Origin of the sequence: Nakamurella sp. A5-74, assembly GCF_040438885.1 — a bacterium.
Lineage (GTDB): Bacteria > Actinomycetota > Actinomycetes > Mycobacteriales > Nakamurellaceae > Nakamurella.
Map to the genome: position 1 here is coordinate 1,134,877 of NZ_CP159218.1, position 15,901 is coordinate 1,150,777.

Annotated in this window: 17 protein-coding genes and 1 pseudogene; 11 read left to right on the forward strand and 7 right to left on the reverse strand. The window is 69.0% G+C overall.

Annotated elements, in window-relative coordinates; translation table 11 throughout:
• Positions 1 to 8 precede the first annotated feature (8 nt).
• The 3 genes from ABLG96_RS05185 (at position 9) to ABLG96_RS05195 (ending at position 2,513) form a co-directional block, all read left to right on the forward strand.
• The gene (locus ABLG96_RS05185) at positions 9 to 1,049 is read left to right on the forward strand and encodes a DUF6791 domain-containing protein (RefSeq protein WP_353651385.1); all 1,041 of its coding nucleotides are present in this window, start codon (positions 9 to 11) and stop codon (positions 1,047 to 1,049) included.
• Between the two features lie 44 nt (positions 1,050 to 1,093).
• A complete protein-coding gene (locus ABLG96_RS05190; RefSeq protein ID WP_353651386.1) occupies positions 1,094 to 1,444 on the forward strand; it encodes a DUF6527 family protein in 351 nt (116 codons plus the stop codon).
• A gap of 250 nt (positions 1,445 to 1,694) precedes the next feature.
• Positions 1,695 to 2,513 (forward strand): alpha/beta hydrolase, encoded by an 819-nt coding sequence (locus ABLG96_RS05195; RefSeq protein WP_353650329.1) that lies wholly within the window; start codon positions 1,695 to 1,697, stop codon positions 2,511 to 2,513.
• 31 nt (positions 2,514 to 2,544) lie between these two features.
• Here the strand turns inward: ABLG96_RS05195 and ABLG96_RS05200 are convergent, their stop codons facing one another.
• The 4 genes and pseudogenes from ABLG96_RS05200 to ABLG96_RS05215 all read right to left on the reverse strand — a co-directional run bounded on the left by ABLG96_RS05200 (position 2,545) and on the right by ABLG96_RS05215 (position 6,176).
• A complete protein-coding gene (locus ABLG96_RS05200) occupies positions 2,545 to 2,853 on the reverse strand; it encodes a hypothetical protein (RefSeq protein WP_353651634.1) in 309 nt (102 codons plus the stop codon).
• A pseudogene (locus ABLG96_RS05205) lies at positions 2,854 to 3,261 on the reverse strand (hypothetical protein); the annotation flags it as partial. It abuts the gene before it with no gap.
• Between the two features lie 285 nt (positions 3,262 to 3,546).
• Positions 3,547 to 4,779 carry an amidohydrolase family protein gene (locus tag ABLG96_RS05210; protein WP_353650330.1) on the reverse strand — a complete coding sequence of 411 codons (1,233 nt, stop codon included), beginning with the start codon at positions 4,777 to 4,779 and terminating at the stop codon, positions 3,547 to 3,549.
• Between the two features lie 68 nt (positions 4,780 to 4,847).
• Positions 4,848 to 6,176: a M20/M25/M40 family metallo-hydrolase gene (locus tag ABLG96_RS05215; protein WP_353650331.1), complete on the reverse strand. Its 1,329-nt coding sequence runs from the start codon at positions 6,174 to 6,176 to the stop codon at positions 4,848 to 4,850.
• 222 nt (positions 6,177 to 6,398) lie between these two features.
• Between ABLG96_RS05215 and ABLG96_RS05220 the strand changes: the two genes are divergently transcribed.
• Positions 6,399 to 7,403: an LD-carboxypeptidase gene (locus ABLG96_RS05220; protein WP_353650332.1), complete on the forward strand. Its 1,005-nt coding sequence runs from the start codon at positions 6,399 to 6,401 to the stop codon at positions 7,401 to 7,403.
• Between the two features lie 74 nt (positions 7,404 to 7,477).
• Here the strand turns inward: ABLG96_RS05220 and ABLG96_RS05225 are convergent, their stop codons facing one another.
• Positions 7,478 to 7,771, reverse strand: coding sequence for a hypothetical protein (locus tag ABLG96_RS05225; protein WP_353650333.1), 294 nt, complete (start codon positions 7,769 to 7,771; stop codon positions 7,478 to 7,480).
• A 208-nt stretch (positions 7,772 to 7,979) separates the two neighbouring features.
• Here ABLG96_RS05225 and ABLG96_RS05230 point away from each other — a divergent pair, with 208 nt between their 5' ends.
• From ABLG96_RS05230 to ABLG96_RS05240, 3 genes are read left to right on the forward strand one after another with little or no spacing between them, the layout of a single operon-like run.
• A complete protein-coding gene (locus tag ABLG96_RS05230) occupies positions 7,980 to 8,447 on the forward strand; it encodes a helix-turn-helix domain-containing protein (RefSeq protein WP_353650334.1) in 468 nt (155 codons plus the stop codon).
• Between the two features lie 11 nt (positions 8,448 to 8,458).
• Entirely contained in the window at positions 8,459 to 9,394 is a 936-nt protein-coding gene (locus ABLG96_RS05235; protein ID WP_353650335.1) for a hypothetical protein, read from the forward strand.
• 31 nt (positions 9,395 to 9,425) lie between these two features.
• Positions 9,426 to 9,743, forward strand: coding sequence for a DUF2516 family protein (locus ABLG96_RS05240; protein ID WP_353650336.1), 318 nt, complete (start codon positions 9,426 to 9,428; stop codon positions 9,741 to 9,743).
• A 52-nt stretch (positions 9,744 to 9,795) separates the two neighbouring features.
• On the opposite strand, the gene ABLG96_RS05245 is transcribed toward ABLG96_RS05240, so the two are convergent.
• Positions 9,796 to 10,386, reverse strand: coding sequence for an inorganic diphosphatase (locus ABLG96_RS05245; RefSeq protein ID WP_353650337.1), 591 nt, complete (start codon positions 10,384 to 10,386; stop codon positions 9,796 to 9,798).
• A 291-nt stretch (positions 10,387 to 10,677) separates the two neighbouring features.
• Between ABLG96_RS05245 and dacB the strand changes: the two genes are divergently transcribed.
• Genes dacB through tilS form a run of 3 tightly spaced genes read left to right on the forward strand, consistent with a single transcriptional unit; the run spans position 10,678 to position 14,107 of the window.
• A complete protein-coding gene (gene dacB / locus ABLG96_RS05250) occupies positions 10,678 to 12,138 on the forward strand; it encodes a D-alanyl-D-alanine carboxypeptidase/D-alanyl-D-alanine-endopeptidase (protein WP_353650338.1) in 1,461 nt (486 codons plus the stop codon).
• Complete coding sequence (locus ABLG96_RS05255) at positions 12,135 to 13,151, forward strand: zinc-dependent metalloprotease (RefSeq protein ID WP_353650339.1); 1,017 nt, start codon at positions 12,135 to 12,137, stop codon at positions 13,149 to 13,151. The genes dacB and ABLG96_RS05255 overlap by 4 nt, the downstream gene beginning before the upstream one ends.
• Positions 13,148 to 14,107: a tRNA lysidine(34) synthetase TilS gene (tilS, locus tag ABLG96_RS05260; protein ID WP_353650340.1), complete on the forward strand. Its 960-nt coding sequence runs from the start codon at positions 13,148 to 13,150 to the stop codon at positions 14,105 to 14,107. Before ABLG96_RS05255 ends, tilS begins: the two co-directional genes overlap by 4 nt.
• A 10-nt stretch (positions 14,108 to 14,117) precedes the next feature.
• On the opposite strand, the gene ABLG96_RS05265 is transcribed toward tilS, so the two are convergent.
• Positions 14,118 to 14,954 carry a hypothetical protein gene (locus ABLG96_RS05265; RefSeq protein ID WP_353650341.1) on the reverse strand — a complete coding sequence of 279 codons (837 nt, stop codon included), beginning with the start codon at positions 14,952 to 14,954 and terminating at the stop codon, positions 14,118 to 14,120.
• Positions 14,955 to 15,239: 285 nt separating this feature from the next.
• Between ABLG96_RS05265 and hpt the strand changes: the two genes are divergently transcribed.
• Positions 15,240 to 15,818: a hypoxanthine phosphoribosyltransferase gene (gene hpt / locus ABLG96_RS05270; RefSeq protein WP_353651387.1), complete on the forward strand. Its 579-nt coding sequence runs from the start codon at positions 15,240 to 15,242 to the stop codon at positions 15,816 to 15,818.
• Positions 15,819 to 15,901: the final 83 nt, after the last annotated feature.

Here is a 15,901-nt window from a genome sequence, read left to right on the forward strand (position 1 = left end):
CGAGCGGTCTGCAACACGACGGCCAACTCGTCCTGCCGATCAACGACAGCACAGGGACGGTGACCGACGCGATCGGCGATCACACCATCTGGTTCGCGGGCCAGGAGCCGCGCGACGAACGCGGCATGTCCCTTGGCACCCCCCAGCCGCGTGACGTCGGAGACGGCCTGACCGTCGACTTCATGCTGTCGTTCAAGCCAGCCAGTGGCACCTACCCCGGCCTGTACGAGAAGGTTCGGCACTACGCCCACATCCTCCGCGACGCCGCGCGGCACGTCGACTCAGCCGCGACCGCCACGCCAGGAGCGGCGTTCCAGATCGTCGAGGACGAGTTGCCACTGGTCTACCGCGACACGAACACCACACGAGCAGGCCTGACCACCCTGAACAACCTCTTTCGCAGCCATACGGTCGGCATCGTCGGCCTGGGCGGCACCGGCAGCTACATCCTCGATCAGGTCGCCAAGACGTGGGTCGACCGCATCATCCTGATCGACGGTGACGAATTTGAGAATCACAACGCCTTTCGCGCACCCGGTGCTGCCGCACTGGCGACCCTGCAAGCCCAAAGAAACAAGGCAGAGTACTTCGCCGAGGAGTACTCGCGCATGCACACCGGCATCAAGGCGTATCCCGAGCCACTGACGATGGACAACCTGCACCTCCTCGAGGGTGCAACGTTCGTCTTCCTTGCGGCAGCCGATGCCAGCGAGCGCCCCAGCATCATGGCGTGGCTGCGCGATCACCGCATCCCGTTCATCGACGTCGGGATGGGTATCAGCCAAGGCGACGCCGGCCTGACTGGGCTCGTCAAGCTGACAATGCACCTACCGGACAGCACCATCAAACTGCCAACAAAGGCAGCCGTTGCGCCCGGCGAGGACGACTACAGCACCAACATCCAGGTCGCCGATCTGAATGCGCTCAACGCCTTGCTCGCCGTAATTCAGTGGAAACGCTGGCTGGGGTTCTATGCCACCCACACCTCAGCGACCGAGGTTGTCTACAAGCTGTTCCTCAACGAGATGCGGAACGGGGATGCCGAGTGAACCCGACGAAGCGCTACGTCGCTGAGTTCGTCGAATCGTTTCCGATGCCGCTGGCACCTGGCTTCCTGTATATCTCGAGCAGGTTCTCGACAGCAGGGCACATCTGTCCATGTGGCTGTGGCAGGGAAGTGGTCACCAAACTTTCACCAGCAAGGTACAAGGTGATCTTCGACGGGGAAATCTCGTTGCTTCCATCGGTCGCCGCAACTGGGCTGCCTTGCAACTCGCACTACTTCATCGCGCGCGGCGAAGTGGATTGGCACGCCCAGCTCGATCCTCGTCAGGCAGCGCGTGCACGCACCGCTGACCGTCGTGCCGTCAAGGAAGAGCGCGACGTTGCGCCAGCAGGATGGTTCGCTCGGCTTGTGCGAAAGCTCCGCCGATCCTCGCACTAGCGGGTCCCTGCACCCGCTCACCATCAGAGCATCACCATAAGTGCACCGTAGACATCGCCGATAATAGAAATTTTGTCAGGTTGTGCACCGCCCGGCACCGGAATCCCTGGCTCAGAGCACTCGTGCTGCCGATGGACTCGGGCCAGCACAAGTTGATCCAGCAGTGATCAACCGCCGGGACCGATCAGTTCTGCTTCGTCGCGTCGTCCACACGGTGTCAACACGTTCCCACTTGATCGAGGAGCACGTCATGAGCGCACCACGCACCCGCAGCACCACCGGATCCGGCAGCTACATGGCGGTGAACGGCATCGAGCTGTACGTCGAGGAGCACGGTGAAGGCCGCCCCCTGGTGCTGTTGCACGGCGGGCTCGGTTCCGGCGAGATGTTCGGACCGGTGCTGACGGCCCTGGCCGAGCACCACCGGGTGATCCTGCCCGACCTGCAGGGTCACGGCCGGACCGCGGACATCGACCGGCCGATGGATCTGGGGGCGATGGCCGACGACATCGCCGCCTTGATCGAGCACCTCGGTCTTCGGCACCCGGACGTGGTCGGCTTCTCCATCGGCGGCGGCGTCGCGCTGCAGCTCGCCGCGCGGCATCCGCAGGCGGTCGGCAAGCTCGTCCTTGCCTCCGCCGGTATCCGCCGCTCCGCGACCTACCCGGAGATCCTCGCGCAGCAGGAGCAGGTGAACGGCGCGGCCGCGGCGTTCATGACGGAGACCCCGATGTACCAGAGCTACCAACGGGACGCACCGCGTCCGGAGGATTTTCCAGGGCTGCTCGACAAGCTCGGCGCCTGGATGATGCAGGACTTCGACTTCACCGAGCAGATCCGGTCCCTGACGATGCCGACCCTGATCGTCGCCGCGGACGCCGACCTGTGCCCGCCGTCCCACTTCGTCGAGGTGTTCGCGCTGCTCGACGGCGGACAGCGGGACGGCGGCTGGATGAACGAGGGCCGGCCGGAGGGCGGTCACGCCCTGGCGATCCTGCCGGGGCTGACGCACTACTCACTCAGCGACTCACCGCTGTTCGCCGCGGCTGTCCAGTCGTTCCTGGGCTGAGGCCACCCCGGCCGCAAGCACGACGACTGGCTCACCGTGCGCGGGGACGGAGGTCGAGCCAGCCTGCAGCCAGGCTCGTGACTCGTCGATGGACCAGCTCCCGGCCTTCGGCGGTGATGGATCCTGCGTAGCTCGGCCAGGCGAAGAGGAAGATCATGAGCTCAGCAGCCAGCACCGAGCGGGCGAGTGCGACCGGATCGAGTTGGCGACGGGCTGCGTAGAGCTCGACCATCTCGGTGAGCGGAAGCACCGCTCCTTCCGGAGTGGCTCGCACCGACGGGAACGCGAGCTCGTGCGCCGGCTGGACGGTTCCGGCCTGTTGCCAGTCGATCCAGATCAACGAGCTGCCGTCGACCAGCAGGTTCTCGGTGTGGCAGTCACCATGACCGAAACAGCTCTCTCCTGACGGTCGGTCTCGGCCAGGAGCGCGGCGGGGTCGTCGATGATGCTCACCAGCAGTTCGGCGGTAGCGACGCCGCTCCAGTACGACCGCGCGGCCGATCGATCGATTCCCGCCGACGGATCCACGTTCCGCCGCCACTGGCTGCCGGACGGGAACGGAATGTCGTGCAGGGCAGCGAGATCCGCGGCGAGCGTCAGCCACACGCCGCGCGCCCAGTGCACCGCAGGCAGCAGCCGGTGGTGCGCGGTCAGCAGCATCGCAATGCTGATCGCATCCCGATGGGAGTCGAGCAAGGTCGGGGTCAGGAGTGACACCATCGGGGCGACGTCGCGGTAGAACGCACACTCCCGTTCGGCGGCCGCGCGGTCCTCACCGTCCGCAGCCAGGGTGATCTTGAGGACCGCCGGCGTGCCGTTCCGTCGAACGACGCGGTGGACGTGGGCGCCGGACCGGGAACCGATCAGTGGTTCCGGCACAACGGTGACGTCGAGTGAATGGGCCAGACGCTCGATCTCAGGCCCCACCGCGGCAGGGTTGTGGTTCTGCGGGGCTGACACGAGGCAACCGTAGGTGTCTCCGCCGACAGTCGGTCCGGTGGACCTGCACGCCCGGGAGTGCGGCCGGATCCGCTCAGTGCGACTCCTGCAGGCTGTTGCGCACCACGCGCCCCTGTTGCAGCACCATCCGGACACGTTCGGCGTGGGTCGCGACGGCGTACGGATCGCCGTCGACGACCACCAGGTCGGCGCGCAGGCCGACCGCGATCCGGCCGCGGTCGGGCAGCTCCAGCAGCTCGGCAGCGCTCGAGGTGGCTGCGGTGAGCGCCTGGGCGGGCGTCATCCCGGCGTCGACCATCAGGACGAGTTCCTCGGCGTTCAGGCCGTGCTCGAACACACCGGCATCGGTGCCCATCGCGATCCGGACACCGTCGGAGATGGCCGCGGCGACCGCCTCGCGGTGGATGTCGACCACCGCTCTTGCCTTGTCCTCCACGGCTTTCGGGACAGCGGCCCCAGCATCGATGGAGCGGATCAGGGCCACCGGCGCCAGCAGGGTCGGCACCAGCCAGGTACCTCGCTCCAGCATCTCGGCGCGGCAGCGATCGTCGGCGTAGATGCCGTGCTCGATCGAGCGCACCCCGGCCCGGACCGCGTTGAGGATGCCCTGGGTGCCCTGCGCATGTGCCATCACCGAGATGCCCGCGGCCCGCGCCTCGCTGACGCAGACGTCCAGCTCGTCCATCGCGAACTGCGGATGCCGGGGGTCGTCGCGCGGCGACAGCACACCGCCGGTGGTGCAGATCTTGATCACGTTCGCGCCGGCCCGCACCAGTTCCCGGACCCGACGGCGCATCTCGTCCGGTCCGTCCACGATGCCGCCGGGTCGTCCCGGGTGCGGCACGAAGATGTGCGCGACGTCGCCGTGCACGTTCCAGCCGTCGGTGTGGCCGCCGGTCTGGCCGAGGATGCTGACGGCCAACCGCAGATCGGGCCCGTCGATGAGCCCCTCGGTGGTGGCAACCTGCATGCCCAGATCCGCGCCCCCGGCGTCCCGCACCGTGGTGATGCCCAGATCGAGAGTTCTCGCCAGATTCCGTTGCGCTGCATAGAACTGGTAGGAGAACGGCTCCTGCATCAAGCGCAGCGAATCGGCTCCGGACATGGTGGCGTGCACGTGGCAGTCGATCAGGCCCGGCAGGATCGTGTGGCCGGTGAGGTGATGGGTCTGCTCGACCGGCGCGGAGGGCGGCGCGCCGTCGGCGAGGACTTCGGTGATCACCCCGCCGTCCAGGACGAGGTCGGCGCGCTCGGGATCGCTGCCGGTGCCGTCGAAGACGCGTGCTCCGCTGAGCAGGATGCGCATGGGTTCGTTCTCCGTTCCGGACGATGCGCGGGGCACCGACCGATCGCACGGCGGCCAGGATCCGGCTCTCAGACCGTGGTGAGGAAGTCCTGCAGTACCGTCGCTCCCCACCGTAGCGAGTCGATGCTGATGTTCTCGTCGACCCCGTGCACCCCGTCGCCGTAGCTGCCCCGGGCTGCCGGGCCGTGCGGCGCGAAGCCGTAGCAGGCGATCCCCAACCGGGAGAACGCTTTGGCGTCGGTGCCGCCGCCCATGCAGAACGGGACGACCAGGGCGTCAGGCAGTGCGCGCCGGACAGCGGCGCTCATCGCCGCGAACCACGGGCTGTCGACCGGGGCCTGGACCGGTGATTCGAAATGGGTGAACTCGAAGCTGACGTCGTCCCCGACGAGTGCGGCGAGCGCCGGGGGCAGAGCTTCCTCGAAACCCGGCGGGCAGCGCACATCGACCGCGGCAGTGGCGATCCCGGGGATCACGTTGACCTTATAGCCGGCGGTCACCATGGTCGGTGTGCTGGAGGCGCGCACGGTGAACTTCGCGACGTCGGCATGCTCGCCGAGTGCATCGACGCATGCCTGCACGCCGGTGTCGCTGTCCAGGTCTGCGGGGATTCCCAGCGCTGTCGCGACGCCGTCCAGGTATGCGCGGACGGCGGGGGACAGGTGGATCGGCCAGGCGTGGGTGGCGATCCGGTGCAGGGCATCCAGCAGCCGCCGGACCGCATCGTCACCGGTGGGGCGGGACGCATGACCGGAGCGTCCGCGCGCAGTCAGCACGATGTGCATGGTGCCCCGTTCGGCCGCGGCGATCGCGAACAGGTCGACGGTTCCACCCGGAGTGGGCAACGCCCGGTGGCTGCCGCCGCTCTCGCCGACGGCCGCCTCGACACCGGCGAACAGCGCAGGGTGCTCCGCCACCAACCATGCTGCACCGAACTCGCCGCGGTCCTCCTCGTCGGCCACGAAGGCCACCACCACGTCGCGGGTGGGGCGCTCGCCGGTGCGTCCCCAGTGCAGCAGGGTCGACAGGACCGATGCGCACATGTCCTTCATGTCCAGGGCGCCGCGGCCCCAGATCCTGCCGTCACTGATGTCCGCGCTGAACGGATCCCGGGTCCACTGCTCCGGTTCTGCGGGAACCACGTCGAGATGGGCATGCACCAGCAGCGCCGGCAGCGAGCGGTCGGCGCCCGGCACCCGCAGGACGAGGTTCGCCCGTTCGGGGGCGTCGGCCCTGGCCAGCACTTCGGGTTCGAATCCGACAGCGGTGAGCTGCGCTGCCATCCACTCGGCGGCATCGCGCTCGCCCGCCGACCGCCCGTCACCCCAGTTCGTGGTGTCGAACCGGATCAGGGTGCGCAGGAACTCGACGACCTCCCCCTGTTGGATCTCGTCCACGTCGCGCTCCCTCTCATTGGTGCCCGTGCCCGTCCCGTGGGAACGAGCCGGGGCGTGCTTACGATACAAATACCCGAGCAGCGCTGATCCCGCTGGCTGGGATCTGTCAGCAGCAGGCCAGATCTCGTACGAGCGGCGCCCAGGATGTGGAACGCATCTCGGGAGTCGTCCGCAGGCTCGGGTCACCGCAGGATGGCTCGACGACGAGCGCACAATGACCAGGTGGCCACCGAGACCCCCGTCCGATCCGAACAACCCGTTGGTGCGCGCCCGTCGGCGCCCCGCGGTGCGCGCCGCGCTCCCGGTCCGCTGCGCCCCGGTGCGCGGGTCGCGCTCATCGCGCCGGCGGGTGCCGCTCCGCAGGAGCGGCTGGAGGCTGCGGTGGCGATGCTGCGGGACTGGGGTCTGGGGCCGGTGGTGATGCCGTCGGCGACCGCTCGGCATCCACGCGCCGACTACCTGTCGGGGCCGGACGAGGTGCGGGCCCGAGACATCCAGGACGCCTGGTGCGACCCGGAGATCGAGGGGATCTTCTGTCTGCGCGGAGGGTACGGCTCGATCCGCACGCTCGAGCGGTTGGACGTCGAACGGATGCGATCGGCCGGCGTGACCCCGCTGTTCGGAAGCTCCGACATCACCGCGTTGCACGAGTGGATCCGGGAGATGCTGGGAGCGCCGACCTGGTTCGCCCCGATGCCCAGCACCCAGGCAGTGCTCGAGGATCCCGCCGCCGACGGCAAGTTGCGGCAGGCGGTGTTCGATCCGTCGCCGTCCAGGACGGTCGGTGCGTCGACGGCCAGGACGTTGATCGCCGGCAGCGCGCAGGGGATGACGATCGGCGGCAACCTGTCGTTGCTGGCCATGACGATCGGAGCCCGCAGCCGCCCCCCGGTCGACAACTCGGACACGATCGTGCTGCTGGAGGACGTCACCGAGGAGACGTACAAGATCGACGGCTACCTGCAGAGCCTGTTGCGCGCCGGCTGGTTCGACGGGGTGCAGGGGGTCGTGCTGGGAAGCTGGGCCGAGTGCAGCCCGGTCGCGGAGATCGAGGCCCTGGCGGTGGAGGCACTCGGTCCACTGGGGATCCCGGTGATCGGCGAGCTGGGCTTCGGCCACGGGCCTGGGTCACCCACGATCGCGCTCGGGGTGCAGGCCACGATGACTGCCCCGCAGGACGGCCCGCCCAGCCTGACAGTGGGAGGCCCGCCCGAGGAGCTGCCGTAGCTGACGACGGGAGCGACATCCGCGCTACCGGCCGAACGCCCTACTGGGGTGAGCTCGCACCCACATCCGGCTCCCTACCCGGAGGTGCCGCGCACCAGCAGAACGGTGGTGATCAGCAGGGCGGCGACCAGCACGCCGAAGGCGATGATCAGCGCAGGGTGCGGAGCCCGCTGCACAGGTCGTAGGGCCTCCGTGAAGGGCAGTGGGCAGTACGGCACCGAGGCCTGTCGGACGGGGAACTGTTGGGCCGGCCACTGCTGGGTTGGGAACTGTTGGGCCGGGAACGGCTGGACCGGAATCTGCCGGGCCGGAAACTGTGGAGCGCGCTGGGGCGGGACGCTGCGTCCCGGCGGTGCGTACGGATTCATCTCGATCGTCCTCGTGTCCCTGCTCGTGGCCGTTCGGGTCGACACCGCAGTCAGGGTGTCGTGGTCTGCGGGTGCGACGCCGCTGGGTCGTCGTTCGGTTCCCCGGAATGTGATGGAGGCGTTCCCGACAGCCGCTTGCAGTTGCAAGCAGTCGCTCCTACCGTGGGGTGAGCAGTTATCACCGATCGAACGCAGGAGGGGAGCATCGATGGACCTGACGCCCGTGCTCGACCAGGTCCGCGATCTGGGTGGGTACATCCGCGAGCAGCGTCAGGCAGCCGAGCTCTCGCTGCGTGGTCTGGCCCAGCGGTCCGGGATCAGCAATCCGTACCTGTCCCAGGTGGAGCGGGGGCTGCGTCGTCCGAGCGCCGCGATCATCACCCAGATCGCCGACGGCCTCTCGATCTCCGCCGAGCTGCTGCTCACCCGGGCCGGCGTCATCCCACCGCGGGTCCCGGGCTCGCCGGTCGAGGACTCGATCCGTGCGGATCCGCTGCTCACGGACCGCCACAAGAGCATCCTGATCGACACCTATCGGGCGCTCGTCGACTCCGCGGAAACACCCGCCCCAGCACCCGGACCAGCAAGCACCGAACCAGCAACCACCGAACCAGCTACCACCGAACCTGCAACCACCGAACCTGCAACCACCGAACCGAGCACCACCGGAGCATGAGGAGACACACCATGGCCACCGCCACCGATCTGACCGCCAAGGCACAGGCTGCCGCCGAGCAGTTCGCCGCCCGGCTCGCCGATCGACTGCCCGACCTGCCCAAACCCGTGCTGGCTGCGATCGGCGCGGCCGATCTCGCCGGACGTCAGCTGGTCGAGCTGCTGGAGAAGTTCGGCGAGCGGACGGGGATCGCCGATCTCCCGCGCTCGCCCGGCGCGATCGGGGACAGGGTGGGCGACACCGTCGGCGGATCCGTCTCGGGCGCGCTCGGCGATGTGCGCGGTGCGGCAGAGGACCTGCCGGCCAAGGTCTCCGAGATGGTCCAGGAGCTGCCCGCCCGGGCCAAGGAGTTCGCCGACCAGCTCGAGGGCATGGCGACGCGCATCCCCGGCAGGGCGCAGCGGTTCACCGACGAGTTGCCGGGCAGGTTCAGCGAGGTGGGCGAGCAGTTGCAGCCGGAGCACCTGCGGCAGACCGCCGAGGCCTACGGGCAGCTGGCCGGCAGCATCTTCGCCTCGCTGGTGGACCGTGGTGAGAAGGCCTGGTCCGAGGTGCGCTCCGGTGGCCCGGAGTCCGGCACCGTGATCGAGGGGGAGAAGCTGGATCCGGAGAAGGTCTCGCGCGAACGTGCGGCCGCCGCGAAGGCGCCGTTCCCGAAGTCCGAGCGCCCGACTCCGAATGCGGCGACCACGCCCGAGCCCGCCGCCGCGAGGAAGCCTGCTGCCACGAAGCCTGCAGCCGCGAAGCCTGCTGCCGCCGCGAAGCCTGCTGCCGCCCCGAAGCCCGCCGCCCCGAAGAAGCCTGCCGTTGCTCGTAAGCCTGCGGCTGGAAAGACCTCGCTCGCCGAGCCGGTCGATCCCGCGACCCTGCCGGAACATGTGGTCCCGCCGGCCGCCGGAACGCCCCGTCCGCCGCGCCGTCGTCCCACCCCGCCTGCCGGCAGCTGAGCAGGACAGGGGCTCGACGTAGTCTGGCGGCGTGACCTTCTCGCTCGACATCATGTACTGGGTCGAGGTCGTCATCGGCCTCGCGGGGCTGCTCGCGGGCGTGGTGGCGTTCGTCGACGCTGCGCTGCGGCGTCCCGATGCGTACCCCGCTGCGGACAAGCAGACGAAGGTCGCCTGGATGGCGATCACCGGAGTCTGCGCGGTGGTGCTGGTCTTCGGCAGCTACCCGTTCGCGGTCTTCGCACCGTCGTCGATCCTCTGGATCGCGGGGATCGTCGGCACCCTGATCTACCTGGTCGACGTCCGGCCACGGCTGCGCGAGGTCACCGGCGGCAGCTCGAACTGGTGAGTCGCCCGGCCCGCTCGAGCTGAGCGGGCGGCACAGTTGATGGTGCGAGAACTCACAGTTCCAGACGTGGCGTCGGCTCGTTGTCCTGGACGGTGGGCTGACCCATCCCGCCTGCGGCGACGATCGCGTCGTGCGGGCTGGCTCCCGCGGATTCAGCGGCCAGTCGCTTGACCTCGCGACCGAAGGAGATGCGGATCTCGGTCTCCGCGTCGCCGCGACCGACCCAGTTGGCACCCTCGACACTCTTGCCGGGCTCGAGGTCCTTGTAGACCTCGAAGAAGTGCTGGATCTCCAGGCGCTCGTAGATCGGCAGATCGCCGATGTCCTGCAGGTAGTCGCGACGGGGATCGTTGGACGCGACGCAGATGACCTTGTCGTCCGGGCCCTTCTCGTCGGTCATCCGGAACATCCCGATCGCCCTTGCCATCACCAGGCATCCGGGGAAGGTGGGTTCCGTCAGCAGGACCAGTGCGTCCAGCGGATCGCCGTCCTGGCCGAGGGTGTTCTCGATGTAGCCGTAGTCGGCCGGGTACTGGGTGGCGGTGAACAGCGTGCGGTCCAGGCGCAGACGGCCGGTGTGATGATCGACCTCGTACTTGTTGCGAGACCCCTTGGGAATCTCGATCAGGACGTCGAAGTCCACCGGGTACCTGCCCTTCTGTCACTGGGCATGTGCCTCGCGACGCTGCGAACTCATCATGGATCCGGGGGCGAACGTCACCGATCGCGACCCGTCGGGTCGGTCCCCGCCACGGGCGGCTCCCACGCTCGGGAGACCGTCACCGCTGACCAGACTCTAGTCTGTCGGGAGGTCTGGTCCCCTCCTCGTCGACTGTCGAGGAGGCAGGGGTCACATCCGCGGGGGAACCCGCCGGCACCGACGCTGCCGGCACCCACCGGTGGACAGGCCAGGGCGGCAGGACGAGAGGACGACGTGAGCGGAAATCGACGGGCACCGGGCGGCGGCGGTCGGATCAGGACGATGGTCGTCTCCGTGGTCGTACTCGCGGTGGTGGCTGCGCTCGGCCTGGGCACTTACTGGTTCCTGACGGCCGATCGGAGCAGCGGTGCGGCCGATGGTGGGGAGACCACCCAGACCGTGCAGACCTCGGCCCCCGGCGTCGCCGATCCGCCGCCGATCAAGCCGAAGCCGGCCATCGCGCCGCTGCGGCAGTCCGCAGTTGTCCCGGACGAGGCAGGGCTGCAGACTGCGCTCGCCCAGACCCTGGCCGATCCGGGGATGGCCGATTCTTCCTGGCAGGTGTTGGACGCCACGACGGGAAAAGCGCTGTTCGGCAACAACTCGACCGCCCCGGAGCTCCCGGGTTCGACGCAGAAGTTGCTCACCGCTGCCGCGCTCCTGTCGTCGGTCAAGGATCCGAACGCACGGCTGAGCACTAGCATCGTGCAGGGCGCACAAGCGGGCGACATCGTGTTCGTCGGCGGTGGCGACGTGACCCTCTCCGCCGCGTCCGCCGGTGTGCAGAGCGTGTACGACGGTGCGCCGACGATCCTCGACCTGGCCGACCAGATCAAGGCGTCGGGCGTCGACGTCAAGCGCATCGTGTTGGACACGTCGTTCTGGGCCGGCCCGGACATGGCCGACGGGTGGAAGATGGCCGACATCAAGGGCGGCTACATCACCCACATGTCGGCCCTGATGGTCGACGGTGATCGGGAGGATCCGTCCGCCGAGAACTCACCGAGGTCCGGTACTCCCGCGCAGACTGCCGGCCAGGCGCTCGCCAGGGCCCTGGGCAACGCCGGACTGACGATCGTGGAGGGCACAGCTCCGGCCGATGCGAAGGTGCTCGCGCAGGTGCAGTCGCAGCCGCTGTCGATCCTGGTCTCGCAGGCGCTGATCAACTCCGACAACGTGCTCGCCGAGGCCTTGCTACGGGAGGTCGCGGCTGCCAAGGGGACGGCGCGCTCGTTCGTCGGCGCGACCGCCGCGACACGTGTCGCCCTGCAGGACATGGGCATCCCGTTGGACGGCATCACCAACTACGACGGCAGCGGGATGAGCGACAAGGACCGGGTCAGTCCCGACGCGCTCGCGCGAATCCTGGCGGTTGCGGTGTCCGGCAAGGTGCCCGCCCTGCGGTATCTGCTCAGCGGTCTGCCGGTGGCCGGCCTGACCGGGACGCTCGGGTCGGACCCCAGTCACCAGCGCTTCGACGACGACCGTTCGGCTGCCGGTCGCGGCTGGGTGCGGGCCAAGACCGGCTCGCTGAACTCGACACTGGCCATCGCCGGCTACGTACCGGACAAGGACGGCCGGTTGTTGGTGTTCTCGTTGATCACCAACGCCTCGATCTCCGGCAATGACGTCGGTGGGACCCGCGCGGCGCAGGACTGGTTCGCCGCCACGCTGCGCCAGTGCGGATGCCGGTGAGCGCTTCGGTGGTCGACTGGGCCGGCGCCGTGCGCACCGGCGCCCGGTTGGCGCCGCTCGGGCCCCGCCTGACGCCGGCCGAGGCCGGCCAGGTCGTCGACGAACTCCGCACGCTGTCGGCCGTCGCCGAACTCACGGTGCGCGAGGTGACGGGTTTGGGTGCCGGTTTGCCGGTGGCGCAGGCCCACGTCGTGGACCGTCCCGGCTGGGTGGCGGCGACCGCAGAGGGGATGGCGCTGCTCACCGAGCCGCTCGAGCGTCGACTCCAGCGTGGGTCGGACCGGCCGCAGAAAGTCTCGAGTGTGGGCGGTTCCCAGGTCGGCGCGGTTCTCGGATTCCTCTCCGGCAAGGTGCTCGGCCAGTTCGACCCGGTGGTCGGAGAGGGCCGGCTCCTGCTGGTCGCCCCCAACATCGTCAAGGTCGAGCGAGAGTTGCAGGCCGACCCGACCGACTTCCGGATGTGGGTCTGCCTGCACGAGAGCACCCACCGGCTGCAGTTCACCGCAGTGCCGTGGCTGCGCGAGTACTTCCGCGACCTCACTCGGCAGTTCGGCGAGGCTGCCGATCTGGACGCCGGTGAGCTGGTCCGGCGTCTGCGGTCGGCGCTCGGTCGGAACGCGGCGACCGGGGAGAGCTGGATCGAACGGGTCCAGACGCCTGCGCAGCGCGAGATCTTCGATGAGGTGATGGCGCTGATGACGCTGCTGGAGGGTCACGCCGATCACGTGATGGATGCCGTCGGCCCGCGGGTGATCCCGTCGGTCGGTGCGATCCGGCGCTCGTTCACCGAGCGTCGCCGCAAGGGGTCTTCGCCGATGGACCGACTGCTGCGTTCCCTGCTGGGCATGGACGTCAAGATGTCGCAGTACGTCAAGGGCGAGAAGTTCGTCTCGGCCGTCGTCGGCGCCCACGGGATGGCAGCGTTCAACCAGGTCTGGACGTCGCCGGAGACGCTGCCGACCCGGGACGAGATCGCCGATCCGGAGGCGTGGGCGCAGCGCGTCCTCTCGTGAGCGGCACAGCCCGGGATCCGGTCGACGTGGCCGTGACCGACTGGCTCGCGCGGTACGCCCCGACCGGCCCGGTGGTCGTCGGGGTGTCCGGCGGAGCCGACTCGCTGGCGCTGGCGCTCGCTGTCCAGCAGCGTGCCGGCGATCGCGCCGTCGCCGTCACGGTGGATCACGGCCTGCAATCCGGTTCCGCCGAAAGGGCCGATCGGACAGCTGAGCTGTTGCGGCACAGGGGTTTCGGGACGGTGCTGCTGCGAACGGTCGACGTGGGTGCCGCGGGTGGCCCGGAGGCGGCGGCCAGGACTGCCCGGCTGGCCGCTCTGCGCTCCGTCGCCGACGAGTGCGGCCCCGCGGCCCCGATCCTGTTGGCGCACACCATGGACGATCAGGCGGAGACCGTGCTGCTGGGTCTCGGGCGAGGCTCCGGCCCCCGATCGATCGCCGGTATGCGGGCATGGCGGGCGCCGTTCGGGCGACCCCTGCTGGACGTGCTGCGCAGGGACACCGAGGCGAGCTGCCGCGCAGCAGGACTCGAGTTCTGGATCGACCCGCACAATGCGGATCCGCGTTACACCCGCGTCCGGCTGCGCCACGAGGTGATGCCGCTGCTCGAGCAGGTGCTGGGCGGCGGGGTCACTGCAGCACTGGCCAGGACCGCAGCACTCATCGACGACGACCTCGTCGCCCTCGACGAGCTGGCGGCCTCGCTGCATGCCGGACTGTGCAACCCGGCCCCGACGGTGGGCGGACTGGTGCCGCTGGCCGCCGCACTCCGGCGGCGGGTGCTCCGGAGGTGGTTGCAGCACAACAAGATCGGCGAGTTGACCGCCGATCACTACGAGCGGATCGACAGCGTTCTGATCCAGCGGTCGGTGCCGGGAGCGCAGGTCCGGTTGCCGGGTGGGATCGACCTGACGGTGACGGACGGAGTGCTGCAGTTGGTACCCGTGGTGCGGTGATGGCGCCGGCTCAGTTGTCGCACACCAGCCAGCCGCCGCTCTCGAACTTCATGTCCCAGGGGGCGGTGTCGGTCTTCTCGCCCGGGAAGGCGACCGTCTCCTGCACCCGTGCCGACGTGCCGGTGATGGTTGCGCCCTTGATCGTGACCTTCAAGTCCTTCTCCCGGCCGTTCAGGTAGCGCTCCAGCGCGTCCGGAAGCTTCGACCGGTACTGCCGACAGGTCAGGTCGGCGACCTTGTCGTAGTCGGCGGCCTTCACCGCTGCCCAGAACGACTGGTTCGCCGCGATCACGGCTTTCTGGTCGCCCACTGCAGTGGAGGTTCCGGTGGTGGTGGGTTCGTCGGTGGAGGTTCCGGTGGAAGTTCCGGTGGTGGTGGTGGTGGTTTGGTCGGTGGTGGTTTGGTCGGTGGTGGGTTGGTCGGTGGACGGATTCACGGAGGTCGGGTTGCTCGGGGGAATGGGGCTCGGGTAGGGCGCGGCGGTGGTCGGGACCTGTGGGCCGCCCGCGTTCTTCGGGTCGTCCTTGTTCACCAGCAGGATCGTGACGACAGCGCCCACGATCAACACGACGAGTGCGGCGCTCAGGCCGATGACGAGACCCCGGCGTCGTCCTCCGGGCAGCGGGTAGGGGCCGCCGGGCAGGTACGGGTTCTGCTGATATCCACCCTGCTGATATGGGTTCTGCTGATACGGGTTCTGCTGGCCGGGGCTCTGCTGGTACGGATCCGGCGGAAAGCCGCCCTGCTGGCCGGGGTTCTGCTGGTAGCCGCCCTGCTGGTACGGATCCGGCGGTCCCCCGGGCTGGGCGCCCCACTGCCCGCCCCACTGATCGGGTGGCTGCGTCATGGCGTGCTGTCCTCTCCCTGGCGGGCGGCGGGGCCCTCACCTGCACCGGTGCGGTACCCGGGTGCGACGGTCCTACGCCCAGCCCGGTTCCCGGTGCGTCAGCAGGAGCTCGCCGACCCGTGGACACCGGCCCGGTCCGGGGATGGCAGGCTGTGCAGGGAGCGTGTCGTAGCCGAACGAACTGCTGCGTTCCCCGTCCGCTGTGCCCCCTGCCGTGAGGATGACGCCGTGTCCGACGCGACCGCTGGTCTCACCACCGTCCTGACCTCCGAAGATGCCGTCCGCATCACCCCGGACGGAGCCGACCCCGGTGCCGCGCACGGGTATCCCGGGGAACTCGCCGCGGTACTGATCGACTCCGAGACGTTGCAGGCCAAGATCATCGAGCTGGCGCAGGCCGTCGGCGCGGCGCAGCAGGGGAGTGAACCTCCATTGCTGGTCTGCGTCCTCAAGGGCGCAGTGATGTTCACCACCGACTTCGCCAGGGCACTCCCCATCCCGTCCCACATGGAGTTCATGGCGGTCTCGTCCTACGGATCGTCCACCACCAGCTCCGGCGTCGTGCGGATCCTGAAGGACCTCGACTCCGACATCGCCGGCCGGCGTGTCGTGATCGTCGAGGACATCATCGACTCCGGTCTCACCCTGTCGTGGTTGGTCCGCAACCTGGAATCCAGGGGACCGGCGTCGATCGAGGTCTGCACGTTGCTGCGCAAGCCGGCGGCGCTCAAGGTGGACGTCGACGTCCGCTACATCGGCTTCGACATCCCCACGGAGTTCGTCGTCGGGTACGGCCTCGACTTCGCCGAGCGGTACCGCGATCTGCCGTTCGTGGGTCTGCTCGCCGAGCACATGTACAGCTGAGTCGATCAGCGCATCCGCATCGAAGAGAAATCCGGCACAGGGCACGGCGGGACAGGCCGTCCCGGTGGGTCCGGCCATCCTTG